Annotated in this window: 16 protein-coding genes, 2 tRNA genes and 1 pseudogene; 15 read left to right on the top strand and 4 right to left on the bottom strand. The window is 35.0% G+C overall.

The window, feature by feature from the left end; genetic code table 11:
- Positions 1–37 precede the first annotated feature (37 nt).
- Positions 38–721, bottom strand: coding sequence for a type 1 glutamine amidotransferase domain-containing protein (locus ACUN28_RS06610; RefSeq protein WP_445423359.1), 684 nt, complete (start codon positions 719–721; stop codon positions 38–40).
- A gap of 370 nt (positions 722–1091) precedes the next feature.
- On the opposite strand from ACUN28_RS06610, the gene ACUN28_RS06615 reads away from it, so the two are divergent.
- The 9 genes and pseudogenes from ACUN28_RS06615 to ACUN28_RS06655 form a co-directional block, all read left to right on the top strand.
- Entirely contained in the window at positions 1092–2414 is a 1323-nt protein-coding gene (locus ACUN28_RS06615) for an MFS transporter (protein WP_016086080.1), read from the top strand.
- A 218-nt stretch (positions 2415–2632) separates the two neighbouring features.
- Positions 2633–3442, top strand: a complete 810-nt coding sequence (gene racE, locus ACUN28_RS06620; protein ID WP_016086081.1) for a glutamate racemase — start codon at positions 2633–2635, stop codon at positions 3440–3442.
- Positions 3443–3570: 128 nt separating this feature from the next.
- Positions 3571–4620: a spore germination protein GerM gene (gene gerM / locus ACUN28_RS06625; RefSeq protein ID WP_016086082.1), complete on the top strand. Its 1050-nt coding sequence runs from the start codon at positions 3571–3573 to the stop codon at positions 4618–4620.
- Between the two features lie 128 nt (positions 4621–4748).
- Positions 4749–5486 carry a ribonuclease PH gene (gene rph, locus ACUN28_RS06630; RefSeq protein ID WP_001261765.1) on the top strand — a complete coding sequence of 246 codons (738 nt, stop codon included), beginning with the start codon at positions 4749–4751 and terminating at the stop codon, positions 5484–5486.
- Between the two features lie 11 nt (positions 5487–5497).
- Entirely contained in the window at positions 5498–6106 is a 609-nt protein-coding gene (locus ACUN28_RS06635; protein WP_000815943.1) for an XTP/dITP diphosphatase, read from the top strand.
- Positions 6107–6119: 13 nt separating this feature from the next.
- Entirely contained in the window at positions 6120–6623 is a 504-nt protein-coding gene (locus ACUN28_RS06640; RefSeq protein ID WP_016086083.1) for a metallophosphoesterase, read from the top strand.
- A gap of 109 nt (positions 6624–6732) precedes the next feature.
- Positions 6733–6806 (top strand) — tRNA-Gly (locus ACUN28_RS06645).
- 1 nt (position 6807) lies between these two features.
- A tRNA-Arg gene (locus tag ACUN28_RS06650) sits at positions 6808–6881 on the top strand.
- 110 nt (positions 6882–6991) lie between these two features.
- Positions 6992–7267, top strand: a pseudogene (locus tag ACUN28_RS06655) (hypothetical protein); the annotation flags it as partial.
- Between the two features lie 220 nt (positions 7268–7487).
- On the opposite strand, the gene ACUN28_RS06660 reads toward ACUN28_RS06655, so the two are convergent.
- Together ACUN28_RS06660 and ACUN28_RS06665 are read right to left on the bottom strand one after the other, a co-directional pair.
- A complete protein-coding gene (locus ACUN28_RS06660) occupies positions 7488–7610 on the bottom strand; it encodes a hypothetical protein (RefSeq protein ID WP_016086086.1) in 123 nt (40 codons plus the stop codon).
- Positions 7607–8701 carry a response regulator aspartate phosphatase gene (locus ACUN28_RS06665; RefSeq protein ID WP_016086087.1) on the bottom strand — a complete coding sequence of 365 codons (1095 nt, stop codon included), beginning with the start codon at positions 8699–8701 and terminating at the stop codon, positions 7607–7609. The genes ACUN28_RS06660 and ACUN28_RS06665 overlap by 4 nt, the downstream gene beginning before the upstream one ends.
- 230 nt (positions 8702–8931) lie before the next feature.
- Here ACUN28_RS06665 and ACUN28_RS06670 point away from each other — a divergent pair, with 230 nt between their 5' ends.
- The 3 genes from ACUN28_RS06670 to ACUN28_RS06680 all read left to right on the top strand — a co-directional run bounded on the left by ACUN28_RS06670 (position 8932) and on the right by ACUN28_RS06680 (position 11607).
- Complete coding sequence (locus ACUN28_RS06670) at positions 8932–10434, top strand: T7SS effector LXG polymorphic toxin (protein WP_445423360.1); 1503 nt, start codon at positions 8932–8934, stop codon at positions 10432–10434.
- A gap of 5 nt (positions 10435–10439) precedes the next feature.
- The gene (locus ACUN28_RS06675; RefSeq protein WP_016086089.1) at positions 10440–10859 is read left to right on the top strand and encodes an immunity 70 family protein; all 420 of its coding nucleotides are present in this window, start codon (positions 10440–10442) and stop codon (positions 10857–10859) included.
- Positions 10860–11406: 547 nt separating this feature from the next.
- The gene (locus ACUN28_RS06680; protein WP_016086090.1) at positions 11407–11607 is read left to right on the top strand and encodes a hypothetical protein; all 201 of its coding nucleotides are present in this window, start codon (positions 11407–11409) and stop codon (positions 11605–11607) included.
- Between the two features lie 84 nt (positions 11608–11691).
- Here ACUN28_RS06680 and ACUN28_RS06685 read toward each other — a convergent pair whose 3' ends face one another.
- A complete protein-coding gene (locus ACUN28_RS06685; RefSeq protein ID WP_016086091.1) occupies positions 11692–12306 on the bottom strand; it encodes a PH domain-containing protein in 615 nt (204 codons plus the stop codon).
- 154 nt (positions 12307–12460) lie between these two features.
- Here ACUN28_RS06685 and ACUN28_RS06690 point away from each other — a divergent pair, with 154 nt between their 5' ends.
- From ACUN28_RS06690 to ACUN28_RS06700, 3 genes are all read left to right on the top strand, one after another.
- Complete coding sequence (locus ACUN28_RS06690; RefSeq protein WP_016086092.1) at positions 12461–12874, top strand: group I intron-associated PD-(D/E)XK endonuclease; 414 nt, start codon at positions 12461–12463, stop codon at positions 12872–12874.
- 287 nt (positions 12875–13161) lie between these two features.
- Positions 13162–13410 carry a hypothetical protein gene (locus tag ACUN28_RS06695; protein ID WP_001983650.1) on the top strand — a complete coding sequence of 83 codons (249 nt, stop codon included), beginning with the start codon at positions 13162–13164 and terminating at the stop codon, positions 13408–13410.
- A 197-nt stretch (positions 13411–13607) separates the two neighbouring features.
- Positions 13608–14606: a hypothetical protein gene (locus tag ACUN28_RS06700; RefSeq protein WP_016086093.1), complete on the top strand. Its 999-nt coding sequence runs from the start codon at positions 13608–13610 to the stop codon at positions 14604–14606.
- The last annotated feature ends 276 nt before the right edge of the window (positions 14607–14882 follow it).

Here is a 14882-nt window from a genome sequence, read left to right on the forward strand (position 1 = left end):
TTTTCCTATACTAATGGAAACCTGCTTTTTTTATATGTTATTTTTTCACGTGTTGTAATACTAATTCAGCTACTGGACCACCTGAAGCTGGGTTTTGACCAGTGATAACACGATTATCTTCTACAGCATAAGCTTCCCAAGGCTGCGCAGCTTTTTGGTAAAGTCCTCCATTTTTAATGAGTTCATCTTCTGTTAAAAATGGAACAAATTGATCCAATTCAGCTAGTATTTCTTCTTCATTTGAGAATCCTGTTACTTTTTTACCGCTAATTAAACGTTCTCCGTTACTTAATGTGATGTGAAATAAACCAGCAGCTCCGTGGCAAACAGAAGAAACAATTCCTCCATTTTCATAAATGTTGCGGCTAATCATTTGAAGTTCTTTATTTTTTGGGAAGTCCCAAATTACACCGTGACCGCCTGCGTAATAAATAACAGCGTAGTCTTCTGGATTCACTTCACTCGGTTTCATTGTAGAACCGAGACGATTCATAAATTCTTTCTTTTGATACCATTCCCAATCGATGCTCTCCGCCATTGCTAAACTATGCGGATCAAATGGCGTATAACCACCTTGTGGGCTGACATAATCTACTTCGTAACCAGCTTCTTCAACTTTTTTAACGAAATGGACAGCTTCACCAAGCCAAAGCCCAGTAGCTCGATTTAAATTTGGATATTTTTCTACGCTTGTTAATACAACTAACATTTTTTTCTTCATCATAATCCTCCTGTAACGTTTCTTCTATATAAAAGTTCTTTATTTGCTTAATTTTATTAAGTTAGAAATTGCAAATTTGAATAACCATGTCAGTCCTCCTTATAGCGGATTCGAAATTAGTGTATAACAATTTTTATACAAAGTAAACTAAAAAAGCTAAATTAGTTTACTTTGTATATTTTTCGTTGACAAACTGTAATGCTGAAACTATGATAGTTCCATGAATGTCGAACAACATACATGTTACGTTTCGAATTCAGTTCGTCGCGCGATAAATTTATACATTTGATGAAGTTGTTTAGTGGTGATAGAGGAGCTAAACAAATTTATTTTTCATTTACAATTACTACAATCAGGAGAGGTGTTACACATGGGGAAAGATATAAGTAATCATTCAAAATGGTTTGTTTTCACATTATGTTTTATCGTTTTATTAGGACCGATGAATGCGGTGTTATTTAATGTAGCGTTAGAGGATATTGCTCATGATTTATCCATTAGTCAATCGAAAGTAAGTTGGGTTGTAGTAGGTTATTCCTTAGTTGTCGGTATTGGTTCGATGATATATGGGAAACTGGCGGATCGTTACAGTGTAAAAAAATTATTAATTATTTCCATTATCATATTTGTAGTTGGTTCTATTATTGGGTTTGTAAATCAATCTTATGCGATTGTCATTTTTGCAAGATTAGTGCAAGCGGGCGGTGGAGCTGCATTTATTGCGCTTAGTATGATTGCAGTTGCAAAATTAGTTGCTCCTGCTGAAAAACCAGGTGCGTTAGCGATGATTAGTTCTTCTATTGCATTAGCGGTTGGTATCGGCCCTTTAGTTGGTGGTGCAATTACAAATACGTTAGGGTGGCCGTATTTATTTTTATTTATGGTTATTTCAGTGGTTGGGATTTTCTTGCTTATCAAATTTATGCCGGAAGAAGCGCAGTATACGGAAGAAGCGTTTCATTTTGATTACATTGGAGCGGTGTTGTTATTTGTATTCATTACGACAGTTTTATTAGGTGTAAATATTAATAGTTGGCTATTTGTGTTATCTGTTGTTTTCTTATTTTTATTCACGGTTCGTATGAAGAACGCAGAGCATCCATTTATTGATATCGAGTTGTTTACGAACAAACCATTTCTGCGCTTAATAACAGTCGGTTTCATCATTAATGTGGCGTTATGTGCTAGTTTGTTACTATTACCGCTGTTGTTAGGAAGAGAGTATGGATTATCTCCATTTGTTATTGGAATTACGCTATTTATTGCCTCTCTCTTTGGTATTGCGTCAAGTTTTATTACAGGGAAAATTGTCCCTTCATTTGGGAATGTGAATATGATTTATGTAGCGTCTGTTGTTATGATAGTGGGCTTTTTAATTTTAGGACTTATTCCAAGCGGAAGTTTACTTTATATTGTATTAGCGGTTGTTTTTACGTTTATAAGTTATTCAGCAATTCAAGTTTCATTAAATACATTTATACCGAAAACATTGAATCCTTCTAAAGTTGGAGTTGGCCTTGGATTGTATAATTTAATTAACTTTTTCGGTATGGCATTCGGACCAGCTGTAGCAAGCAAAATTATGGAGTCTACAAATAGTTATCGTTTGAATTTTATTTTAATCGTCGTTTTAATTTTTGCTCATTTCTTCTTATTAATAGGAATGTCTTCTATTCAGAGAAAAGTGGTGTAATGAATACGTATTTTATATAGAAGAAACCGACTTTCAAATAGAGGGTCGGTTATTTTTCTGTCTTGCAAATTACGAAAAAAAGGAGCAAAATAAATAAGGTCCTAGTCTATACAGGTACAAATAAAAAAATCATACAGGAGCATTTTAAGTAAGCGGATTTAAAGTGCGTACAATATACTGATAAACATAAAATAAGATGATGAATGAGAAAACGGGTGATGAAGTTGAATAGAGCAATCGGTGTTATCGATTCAGGAGTTGGCGGTTTAACAGTAGCGAAGGAATTAATTCGTCAGTTGCCGAAAGAACGTATTATATATTTAGGAGATACAGCACGTTGTCCGTATGGTCCACGTTCTCGAGAAGAAGTGCGTCAATTCACGTGGGAAATGACGGAGCATTTACTAGATTTAAATATCAAAATGTTAGTTATTGCGTGTAATACAGCAACTGCGGTTGTATTAGAAGAAATGCAGAAACAATTACCGATCCCAGTCGTAGGAGTTATCCATCCAGGGTCACGTACAGCTTTAAAAGTGACAAATACGTACCATGTTGGGATTATTGGAACGATTGGAACGGTGAAAAGCGGTGCGTATGAAGAGGCGTTAAAGTCTATTAATAACCGTGTTATGGTAGAAAGTTTAGCGTGTCCGCCTTTCGTTGAACTTGTAGAGAGTGGGAATTTCGAAAGTGAAATGGCGTATGAAGTTGTGAGGAAAACGTTACAACCGCTGAAAAGAACTGATATTGATACGCTTATTTTAGGTTGTACACATTATCCGATTTTAGGCCCAGTTATTAAAAAGGTAATGGGAGATAAAGTGCAATTAATTAGTTCGGGTGATGAAACAGCGCGAGAAGTAAGTACGATTTTATATCACAGTAAAATGTTAAATGAGGGAGAAGAACAAAGTGATCATCTCTTCTTAACAACTGGAAAAATAGGTCTATTTAAAGAAATTGCATCGAAATGGTTCGGTCAACCGATTGAAAATGTGAAGCATATCAATTTAGAAACAAAATAATAGTAGACTTATAGAAGTGAACTCCTGAGAAATCAGGAGTTTTTGTTTATAAGAAGCAAGGTATGTTCTAAAACGTAAAACAGCTCGTATACATAATAGTACAAACTTAGATTTTAGGGGGGAATGGCATGCCTAAATCCACTTTTAAATGGGTTGTTGGTGCTACTGTGAGCGCTGTTTTACTAACAGGGTGTGGCTTTATAAATCAGGAGAAAGCAACGGAACAAATTGATCCACCAAAACAAGTTACGTACACAGAGGGTGGAAAGAAAGAAGTAGCTAAGAAAGATAAGCAAGGACAAACGGTGAATAGAGAATTATACCTTGTTGATAAAAACGGTTATGTTGTACCGCAAACGTTAGCTATACCTACTCCGAAAGCAAATGAGGTCATTCAGCAAACGTTAGAGTACCTTGTGAAAGATGGGCCAGTAACGAATTTATTACCGAATGGGTTCCGTGCAGTCATTCCAGCAAATACATCGATGACTTTAAATTTGAAAAAAGATGGGACGGCAGTCATTGATTTCTCAAAAGAAATGAAAAACTATGCAAAAGAAGAAGAGCGTCAAATTGTTGAGTCAATAGCGTGGACGTTGACGCAATTTAAAGAAATAAAACAAGTGCAGTTCCAAATAAATGGTGAGAAATTGGCGAAGATGCCTGTTGGTGGTACACCGCTTGGTGAAGGGGTGAGCCGTGCTAATGGTATCAACTTCGATGATGAACAAGTAGCTGATGTAACAAATACAAAACCAGTTACACTTTATTTTATGGCGCAAAATAATAATAAACAGCAATACTACGTACCCGTAACACGCCGCGTTGTAGAAGGAAAAGAAAATGATTATGCAGCAATTATAGATGAACTTGTAAAAGGACCGATTCATCAGTCGCTTCTGAATGATTTTAATCCAGGAGTTAAGCTTATTACGAATCCGAAATTACAAGACGGAAATCTTACATTAAACTTTAATGAAAATATATTTATAAACCCAGATAAAAATATGGTTTCAAATTACGTATTGAAGTCGTTAGTTTTATCTTTAACAGAAAAGAAAGGCGTGAAAAGTGTTTCTATTGAAGTGAATGGTAAAGCAAATCTTATAGATGAAAAGGGCGGAAAGTTAATAAAACCTGTAGATCGTCCAGAAAACGTGAATACAGGTAGTTTTTAATCGTCAATAATTTGATATACTTAAGTGAGAAAGGGGAATTGCTTTTTGGGTTCCTCTTCTTTTATTGTATACATATCATACATTTAAATTTGGCTATACTAACAAATAGTTATGAGGAGGTTATTTTTATGCGAGTAGATGGTAGAGAGAAAACAGAATTACGCCATATACATATTCATACGAATTATTTAAAACATCCAGAGGGATCAGTGTTAATTGAAGTTGGAGATACAAAGGTGATTTGCTCAGCGACAATTGAAGAGCGTGTCCCACCGTTTATGCGTGGAGAAGGAAAGGGCTGGGTAACGGCTGAATATGCAATGATTCCACGTGCAACAGAGCAACGTACAATAAGGGAATCAAGTAAAGGGAAAGTAACAGGACGTACAATGGAAATCCAGCGTTTAATTGGAAGAGCATTACGTGCGGTAGTTGACTTAGAAGCACTTGGTGAGAGAACGGTTTGGATCGATTGCGATGTTATTCAAGCGGACGGTGGAACGAGAACTGCTTCTATTACAGGGGCATATGTAGCAATGGTATTAGCTTTCGAAAAGTTATTACAAGCAGAAAAAGTATCTAAAATTCCAGTGAAAGATTATTTAGCAGCAACGTCAGTAGGGATTGTTGAAGAACAAGGTGTTGTTTTAGATTTAAACTACGCAGAAGATTCTAAAGCAGACGTTGATATGAACGTAATTATGACTGGAAAAGGACAGTTTGTTGAAGTACAAGGAACTGGAGAAGAAGCGACGTTTAGCAGAGCACAGTTAAATGAATTGCTTGATGCTGCGGAACAAGGCATTTTCCAACTAATTGACATGCAAAAAGAAGCTTTAGGTGACATCGTATCTCATATAGAGTAGAGGTGGAAAATATGAAACAAGTTGTTGTAGCGACAAAAAATATGGGGAAAGTGCGTGAATTTGCTGAGTTATTTGAGCGATTTGATTTAGAAGTGAAATCATTACACGATTTTCCTCATATTGAAGAAGTCGAAGAAACTGGTGAAACATTTGAAGAAAATGCGATCTTAAAAGCGGACAGTTTGAGTAGACAGCTGAATGCGATCGTAATTGCGGATGATTCAGGCCTTATTGTAGATGCTTTAAACGGAAAACCAGGCGTGTATTCAGCTCGTTTTGCTGGGGAGCCGAAAGATGATCAAGCGAATATTGATAAAGTTTTGCAAGAATTAAATGAAGTAGCGTTTGAAAAACGTAAAGCTCGTTTCTACTGTGCATTAGCAGTGGCTTTCCCTGAAGGTGATAAAAAGCCTGTTATTGTAAATGGGACGTGTGAAGGATTTATTTTAGAACAGCGCCGCGGGGAAAACGGCTTTGGATATGATCCGATTTTTTATGTGGAAGAATATAAAAAAGCGATGGCGGAACTAAGTTCAGATGAGAAAAATGCCATTAGTCACCGCGGACGTGCTCTGCGTAAGTTAGAAGAAAAAATCCCTGAATGGTTTTTAGGAGAATAGGGGAGAGAGATTGATGAAAGCTTTAATGGTAAGCGATAGTCATAGCTCTGTGAAGGAATTGCAGCAGTTAAAAGAGAAATATGAAGGAAAAGTAGATGTCATGATTCATTGCGGTGATTCAGAGCTAACGCCTGCTCATGAAGAGCTGCAAGGTTTCCATGTTGTAAAAGGGAATTGTGATTATGCTAACTTTCAAGATGAAATTGTAACTGATGTAGATGGCATTCGTTTCGTAGTTGTGCACGGACATCGTCATAACGTGAAAATGACATTACAAACATTAGCGTACCGTGCAGAAGAGGTAGGGGCGCAAGTTGCATGCTTCGGACACTCGCACGTATTAGGTGCGGAATTAATCGACGGCGTTTTATTTATTAATCCAGGCAGTATTTTATTACCGCGTCAGCGTGTAGAAAAGACATTTGCTTTATTAGAAATGGATGAAAATCAAATGGAAGTTCGTTTTGAAACATTAGACGGACAACTAGTTGAACAAGCAGTTTTTAAAAGAGGATAAGAAAAATTATCCTCTTTTAAAAAAGGTGTTGACTTTATGTATGATTATACATATAATAAATATTGTCGATAGGGCAACAGCGCTAACGAAGAAAAATAAAATAACATATGCGGGTGTAGTTTAGTGGTAAAACAAGAGCCTTCCAAGCTCTGGTCGAGAGTTCGATTCTCTTCACCCGCTCCATGTCCCAGTAGCTCAGCCGGATAGAGCATACGCCTTCTAAGCGTACGGTCGGGAGTTCGAATCTCTCCTGGGACGCTAACAAAACCTTGCGGTGACGTCAAGATCCGCGATATATAAGCTCTCTGATTCGTCAGTTGAATCGTACAATGTGCGGTCGCTAACGAGTTAGGGGGCTTATTTTTTTTATGTCAAAAAGACGCGATTCCTTAACGATTAGCGAAGACTTAACGAATATTTTTAGCGATAGATTGAAAAGTGATCCACGGAAGAAAGAAATCGTAGAAAATCGTTATACGTTCAATTTAACAATCGACAAAGCGCTCGAGATAATTGTGCGTCAAATGAAAGCGACAGGCTTACGTGAGCGTACGATAGATGACTACTATTTACATGTTAATCACTTTATGAAGATAACAGATACGCAATACTTAGAAGAATTAAACGTTAATCATATTTACCAACTTCCTTAGTTGTTGTCGCTATTACAAGTTGATTAACACTATATAATACAGCTGGTATAAGTAAGGTGGCTATAATTGTAGTGAATACAGGTGCAAACTTGCCTATTGTCTCTATTGTTAGTCCATCAAACATTTTCGTTGTTCAATCCTTTCAAAGTTAAAGTTAGATAAAAAAGAACGCTGTCCTAAGAATAGGTAAGCGTCCTATGTTTTTAATAAATCAACCTGTATCACCATCAGCTAAACCTTGTATAATATGAATAGCTGTTTGAGTGTTAACTGAAGTATGTGTGCCTATCGTTACAATTGTAATCAATAGCATTCCTAATAATACTTTCTTCACTTTAACGCCTCCTTTTTAAAAATTTCTTTTTTAGCTTCATAACTTAAATAGAAATATTTACTTCCTTGTTCAAAGTTTCCTTCGTTATGAAATTGGACTGCTACTGCTTCCATGTATTCTTGAACATACTCCCATAATCTTTCGTTTTTAAAGTAGTTCATTCCTGCTAGCACAGCTTGTTCTAATTTTTCGGCAGTAACTTTTTTATTTATTTTTCTTAGAATTGTAAAGCGGTATTGATATTCTTGATTTCCTAATTCATTGCAGATAGTTAAACCTTTTTCAATGAGTTGAGACGCAATTTCTTCCTCACCTAGCTTGACGTGTTCCTTGGCTTTAACAAAAATAGCTTTATAATTATGAGGTTTCTTTTCAACAACTTCTGAAAGGTATCGAATTGCCGAAATAGAGAGATTTTGACTCGCATACATTAAGCCTAAATTATGACGAACTAGTAAGATTGCTTTCTCATTTTTTTGCTTTTGGAATGTGTTCATTGCAGTAACAAAGTATTCTTCAGCTAGTTCAAATTCTCTTAAATGCGTACAAGCTAATCCTAATAAATTATCGCAATAGGCTGTTTTTAATTCATAGCTTTCATGTTTAGAAAATATGTCCCTAGCTTTTGTACCGTGCTTAATGGCTAAAAGTGCTTGATAAATATGATAATGATATGTTGCTAAGTTATAATGAAATTCTGCTTTTTCAAGTTCATCAGGAATGTGTTTAAGTAAGATTTCTGCTTTATCATAATGTTCTTTAGCAAGGCTATAATTACCGATTGCGTTAGAATGAATAGCCTTATAAAAATGGTAGTAGTAAGATAAAAAGTTATCTGTGGGAATATTAAAAGATTCAATTTTATCAAAGCTATTTTTTGAAATACTTAAATTATCCACTAAATATTTATAACCGAAATCTAAAAGGTAATAGTAGAGTAACAATTTTGGGTCTGCTTCGTTAGTGTGAATAATAGAATTAATTTCTTCTTTTAAACAATGGGCATTATCTATATTACGTGAACGTATTTCTTGATACCATTCGTTAAGTAGTTTTGAAATTTGTTCATTCCCCTTTATTAGAACGTCCATGAAATCCCCTCCCTTTTTGAATATTCTTATAAATAATGATAGCAAGAATAGAATTTAATGGGAATTGAATTTCAATATTTCTCAACATTTGTGTAACAGTTTTATTTTCAATTATGTAACTAATTGCATTCATTCTCCCTGTTAGTAATTTCAAATATTTGGCACAGTGAAATAACCAGACATGGTATAATTTTCTTATAAAATACTGTATAAAGAAGGAGGGTCAATGCATGAGTTTAAATATGTATTTGGGAGAAGTACAAAGCCAAACTCATAGCATGAACGCTGTATGTTCCGCTACCATTCAAGGTATGGAACAAGCCATTCAGTCGATTGATGCTTTTACAAGCGATACTGTTCTACAAGGGCAAACTTACGATAGTGCAAAAGCATTCTTCGCAGAAACTTTTCGTCCTTTAGCACAAGGAATCATTTATTTATGTGAAGAATTAATCCGTCAGAATGATGCCTTTCCAAATCAATTTCAATCACAAGTCGCTTCCACAGATGTAGTTGAACAAGAACTGTTAGAACAAATTCGAGAGATTGACCGAATGATAGCAAGTACAGAAGCACTCAATCAAGCTATGCCAATCTCGGGCATGGACGCTATGGTAAATCTTTTTATTGAGATGCGGCGTAAAATTCAGGAAAAATTAGAACATCTATATGAATTTAATCGAACGTCTAGTAATAATTACGCAACAGCACTTCAACTAGCCGCTAGTATTGCAACAGGTCTTGCAGAAGTACAAAGTGGAAAAGGATTTAGTCCTGCAAGTGGTACATTTAGTACGAAAGAATTAAATATGGAGTGGGCGGCTTCTATTCAAGCGATTGCAGAAGATAGGAATCGTCAGGCTGATAATTCAATTGAAGAAGGTGCAATGTGTGGCAGACCAAAATCTGATTTAGAGAAAGCTTGGGATGGTCTTTATGATGGTGCAGGAAAAGGTGTTGGAGATGCTTGGGAAGGATTTAAAGCGTTAGGTGACGGTGAAACATGGTCAGACATGTGGGATGCAGTTGTCAATTATGATGAGACTCTTCCTGCTATGTGGAACGCTTTCTCAGATTCTTTTATGAATGACGTTTGGCATGGCGATGTCGAAAGTGGGTTCCGCTGGGGTTCTTATTTAGTAACATCAGTCGGTCTAGGGTTACTTGGTGGGAAAGGTCTTGATAAGGCTTCTAAACTTGCTAGAGGAGCAAACATGTACAAAGTAACTGAAGCTTTTCCGCCACGTTTACAACCTGCTTTTGCAGGTGGTGGTTTAACTGGCGAAGCTATACTTAGTACATTGCCATCATCAGGACACTGGGGAAATTATTTAAGTAGCTATTTCATGTTTGCTAGACCTTCATGGAGAGAGTCTGAAAATGAGATTGGTGGGATACATCCTGATTATGATGACCAAGTTGCTTTTAAGGATGGAGAGGTAGTTTCTAAATACACAAAAGGTAGTACTAGACCTGATTTTTATATAGAGGGTCATAGTATAGAAGTGAAAAATTATGACTTGTCCACTAAATCAAGGAGAACTAATTTAGTAAATACAATTGTTAAACAAGTAAATGATAGAGCCATTCACTTGCCTGAAGGCACAAAGCAAACTATCATTATAGATACAAGAGGACAAACTGTTTCTAGTGACATTCTGAGGGAAATTAGAGCAGAAATACATAAAAAAGCTAATACATTACCTGAAATAAAATTTATTAAAAAGGACTGATGAAAATGGCAGTTGGATTTTCTGTAGACATATTTTTCTATGAGGCAGGACACCCTGACTTTTTACACAGCTTTTTCTCAACAATCTCATATCACACTGAACCTGAGGGATGGGGAACTAAATATCCTCTACTAATGAAAGACTTATATTTTGATAAACTAAAGTGGCAAGATGTCCCTGAGGCTTTAAAAAATGTAGAAGAAATCAGAGAAACATTAAGTAAAATACCTCCATCAGAGGTAATATGGGACATTGAGGACTTAACTAAAAGACCACCTTGGGGAGATAAAATTCCTTCTAAAATAACTAACTTAGCAAACTACCATTCTATTCAAGGGAAAGACTTTCTTACTTTGTTAAAAAATGCCCTAAAGGAGTCGGAGGATTGCAAATCAGATGTAAAAGTTGAGAAGTTAGGTAAATAATTTCCTTAAACAACAAGGTAGAATTTTAACAAATAGTCAGTTGACCGAAATAATGAACTATTCAACAAACGGATTATACTGATGTTTATATATAGGTTAAGGACGGATCGAGAGTTCGAATCTCTCCTGGGACGCTAAAAAAACCTTGTTATCTTTTGATAACAAGGTTTTTTGTTTGTCTACAAATTAATGTATGTGCAAGAAGTTTAAAAATATTATAACGGGATATATGATAATGAGTATATGTAACAGATTAAAGTGCATTAAAAAAGAGCGCCGTTTATGCGGCCTGTTCCTCATATTTAATTTAAAGAATCAATAGGCTTATGATGGAACTCAAATCCACATCCGTATTTTCCTAATTTTTCACTTAGAATGTTATAAAACTTTTTACCATTCTAGTGCGATTGAGTATCCGTTATCGGAACTTATCCCCGGCAATGTGTTACAATTAATAGAAGCGAAAAACGAGAATCTCCAATTGACTGGACGTGTGATTGGCTGGACAGTTTAAGCAGGTTGTATAAAAAAGGGAGATGGCGAAAAGATGGCGAAATCTAAAGAGAATGATTTAACGGAGAAATTGGCAGAAGGTCACCGAAAATATGGTGACGGCAACTTTACAGTACAGAACATCGGTGATGAAACTAACCCAAATTGGACTGTTGTAAAAAATGTGAGGAAGGGATCGGCAGGCATTCGCGAAGGAGAAGATATATTAAGACTGCGATCCAAATATATAAAATAGTACGGAAATGGGCGGAGCGGGAGTTCGAATCTTTCTTGGGACGCTAAGAAACCCTTGTTATCTTTTGATAACAAGGGTTTTTGTTTAGTTATTAATAAATTTTTCAAAAACAAAACCGTAATCTTTCACGTTATATTGTTTCTTTGTATCAACGAGCCAGTTAAAGGCGATCTCGTTCATTTCTTTAAATTGCTCTGCTAAATTTACTTGTGCGTTTGAAATGCGGCTAAAAGCATTAGATGCCATATCTAGACTTTTATGTGCATACTGCAATGTAATATCGTTGTCGTATGAGATTTCTTCAATTTTAAGTAAAGCTTTATATAAATCTTTTAATTCTTCAATATGTTTTTTGTGAACATCAATTGAATAATGCTCATCGCCCATTTGAAACTTAATTTCTACATCTAAATCAATCGTTCCGGCAGTTTCAAGTGCTACGTTTCTAATTTGATATTTACTATAGCTAAAGCGGCGTAGTGTGCGTTTTTTACTTGTTGCGCTCGTACCATCTAGGTGGATTAATCCTTTGTTTGTGAAACAATATTCATCTGATTTTGATTTAATTAGAAAATAAATTTTCTCCCCATCTTCATGCATCACATAATCATCAGCATCAACTTTATCGTAATCTTTTGGTGTAATGACAGATCCTACATCACTTAGTCCTAATACATCTGCAGCCATTTTTTTAAACATACATAATCCCCCTTTTAAATTAAATTCTTAATTGTATAAAAATATATTAACACGATTTCAATAAAGTGTTTTCTTATAATTAAAAACATTTGAAGGTAAGTTAAGAAAAGGAATCAATGTTATTTAAAAAATATATAAAAGGTGTTGAGTAAAAGTGCACCACCATACAAAAACAAAAGGAGATTTAGCGGTTTTAAAAGCTCAAGTTGATTTGTATGAAAAAGGATATATGATTTTAATACCACAAACAGAGCATTCGCCATTCGATCTTGTAGTGTATAAAGATGGAGTATGTAAGAGAGTGCAAGTGAAATATAGAGAATTAAATTCGAGGGGGGTTCTTGAAGTTAGATTCCGTTCTAGTTATTCTACGGCCAGCGGAGTCGCTACAAAAGAAGTGAATAAAGAAGAAATAGATGTGCATTGCGTATATTGTCCTCAAACAGATTCCTGTTATTATTTCAATCCCAAATTATTTAGTAAATCTATTAGTTTAAGGGCCGATTCTCCGAAAAATAACCAAGAGAAAAAAGTTAATTTTGCAAGTGATTATAGAGAAATTCCGTGAAAGCCTCTCAAGTGATATGAGGTGTTTTTTTATACCTTTTTTGAAATCTTACAATTCTGTAAGGTAACTGTAAGGAAGTTCGATGGTAACAAATTGCTAATCCTCTATAATGAAGGTAACAACGATAAAACGAGGAGGAAGAAATGATGAAAGGGTTAATCGTAACGGGTTTAACAGTAGCTTTTGGATTTGTAGCGTATGAAAAATTAACGTATGTAGTTGATGTTGTAAAACATTTAATCGCTTAGAGAAAACTGCGGTGAGAGGGAAAGGGAATGAGTGAATGAATGGAATGGTTATTTGGAATTATAGGTACTTGTAGTGTAGTGTTATTGTTCTTTGTCCCGAGTGGTATACTTAGTTCGACAACGAGTTTGTTCTTCTTAAGTTTGTTTGCTTGTACGATGCTTATTATTATGTTTTTAATGAAGCGAAGTAAACCAATCTTCTATTTTAGCATGATTGTTATGGCAATTATTGTTCTCCAAATTATTACCCTTGTTATATACCCCACTATTATAAAAGCTTTCCATTAATGATGAATCCTCTGCTTTCATTGCTGAGGGTTTTTATTTGCACATTTTTAATTTTGATTGAGGATTTGTTTATATTGAAATATAAAAATTAAATATTCCCATATTTCAAACAAAGGTTTTTGGGATGTTGTATTCTCATTACTCATTTGATATATTTACTTTAAAGATAATTAAAATCTAGAAAAAGAGGCGGACGTATGGATAAAAAAGAAAATACGGTCGTATTGTTTCCGCAACTATCAGAGCGATATATTGATGAAGGTTTTTTAGCGCTGAAAGAGCGGAAATTCGAAGATGCATTGCGTTGCTTTGAAATATTACGTCAGTATAATGCAGAAACGGAACAAACGGAACTAGCTTCGGTTATTTGTTTGTTAGAATTAAAACATATGGAAGAAGCGAAAGACAAATGTGAACAGTTGCTTGAAACGGGAGCTGTATTATTTGGTGATATTCTTGAAACATATGTGACGATTTTAGTTCAAACAAATGATTATGAAGGCGTTATTGAAACCGTTGAAAAAGTTTTGCAAACGAAAGATATAATGCCTGAGCAAAAGGACAAATTAGCGCAGCTCGCTTTATTTGCAGAAGGTATGTTAAATGAAGTAGATACGTCACTAGTCGATTCGAATTTTGAATTAGATGAGTTTACTAATGAAATGTTTGGAGAAAGCTTTGGGCAAAAATTAAGAGCAATTCAGCAACTTTCGTTAAAAGACTTGGATCTTGCATTACCTATTTTAAAGAAATTTTTAATAGACGAAAAACAGCACCCTTATTTGAAAACTTCTATTTTGTATAAAATGATAGAAAATCAAATAGAAGAAGAGATAGAGGTTGAAAAGTTTGGGAATACGATCAAGGTGATTCCAGCATTTACAGGTCATAATGAGGAGCAATCCGATAACATTATACATACATTATCAAGTCGATTAGAGCAAAATTATCCCGATATATTTGATGCGATGGTTACATATTGGAAAGAATTGCAAATTGGCGTTTTCCCATTCGCTCTATTAATGGATAAGGTGGAGATTTGGGCTGCTGTTTTAGAGAGAATTGGGAGAAAGCGTTTCGGATTGACTATTGATGAAGAAGAGCTTATGACAGCGTATAATATTGAATTAGAAGAGTTTCATATTGCCTATCAATGGTTATTACGTGTTGAAAGAGAAGGATATTTGCCCGTATAATTATGAAAAAGAATCGTTCGGTTCTTGAAACGAGCATATTCTATGTTATAATGTAAGGGTTGCAAAAGGCAGAAATCTGCCTGTTTGTAAGAGAAGAGAAGTGTAATTCTCTTACTTAATATGTTTCATATTATTCTCGAACAAAATATACCGTAATTGTCTTTTAGGCAATTAGTAGATTGGAACATTATATCTGAAAGCTTTTGCTAGAGGATTATTTGTACTTTTGTTATTTCAAAAAAGAGATAATGAAGATTTTAATCTATAGAGGTATGT

Source organism: Bacillus sp. WC2507, from assembly GCF_052656125.1.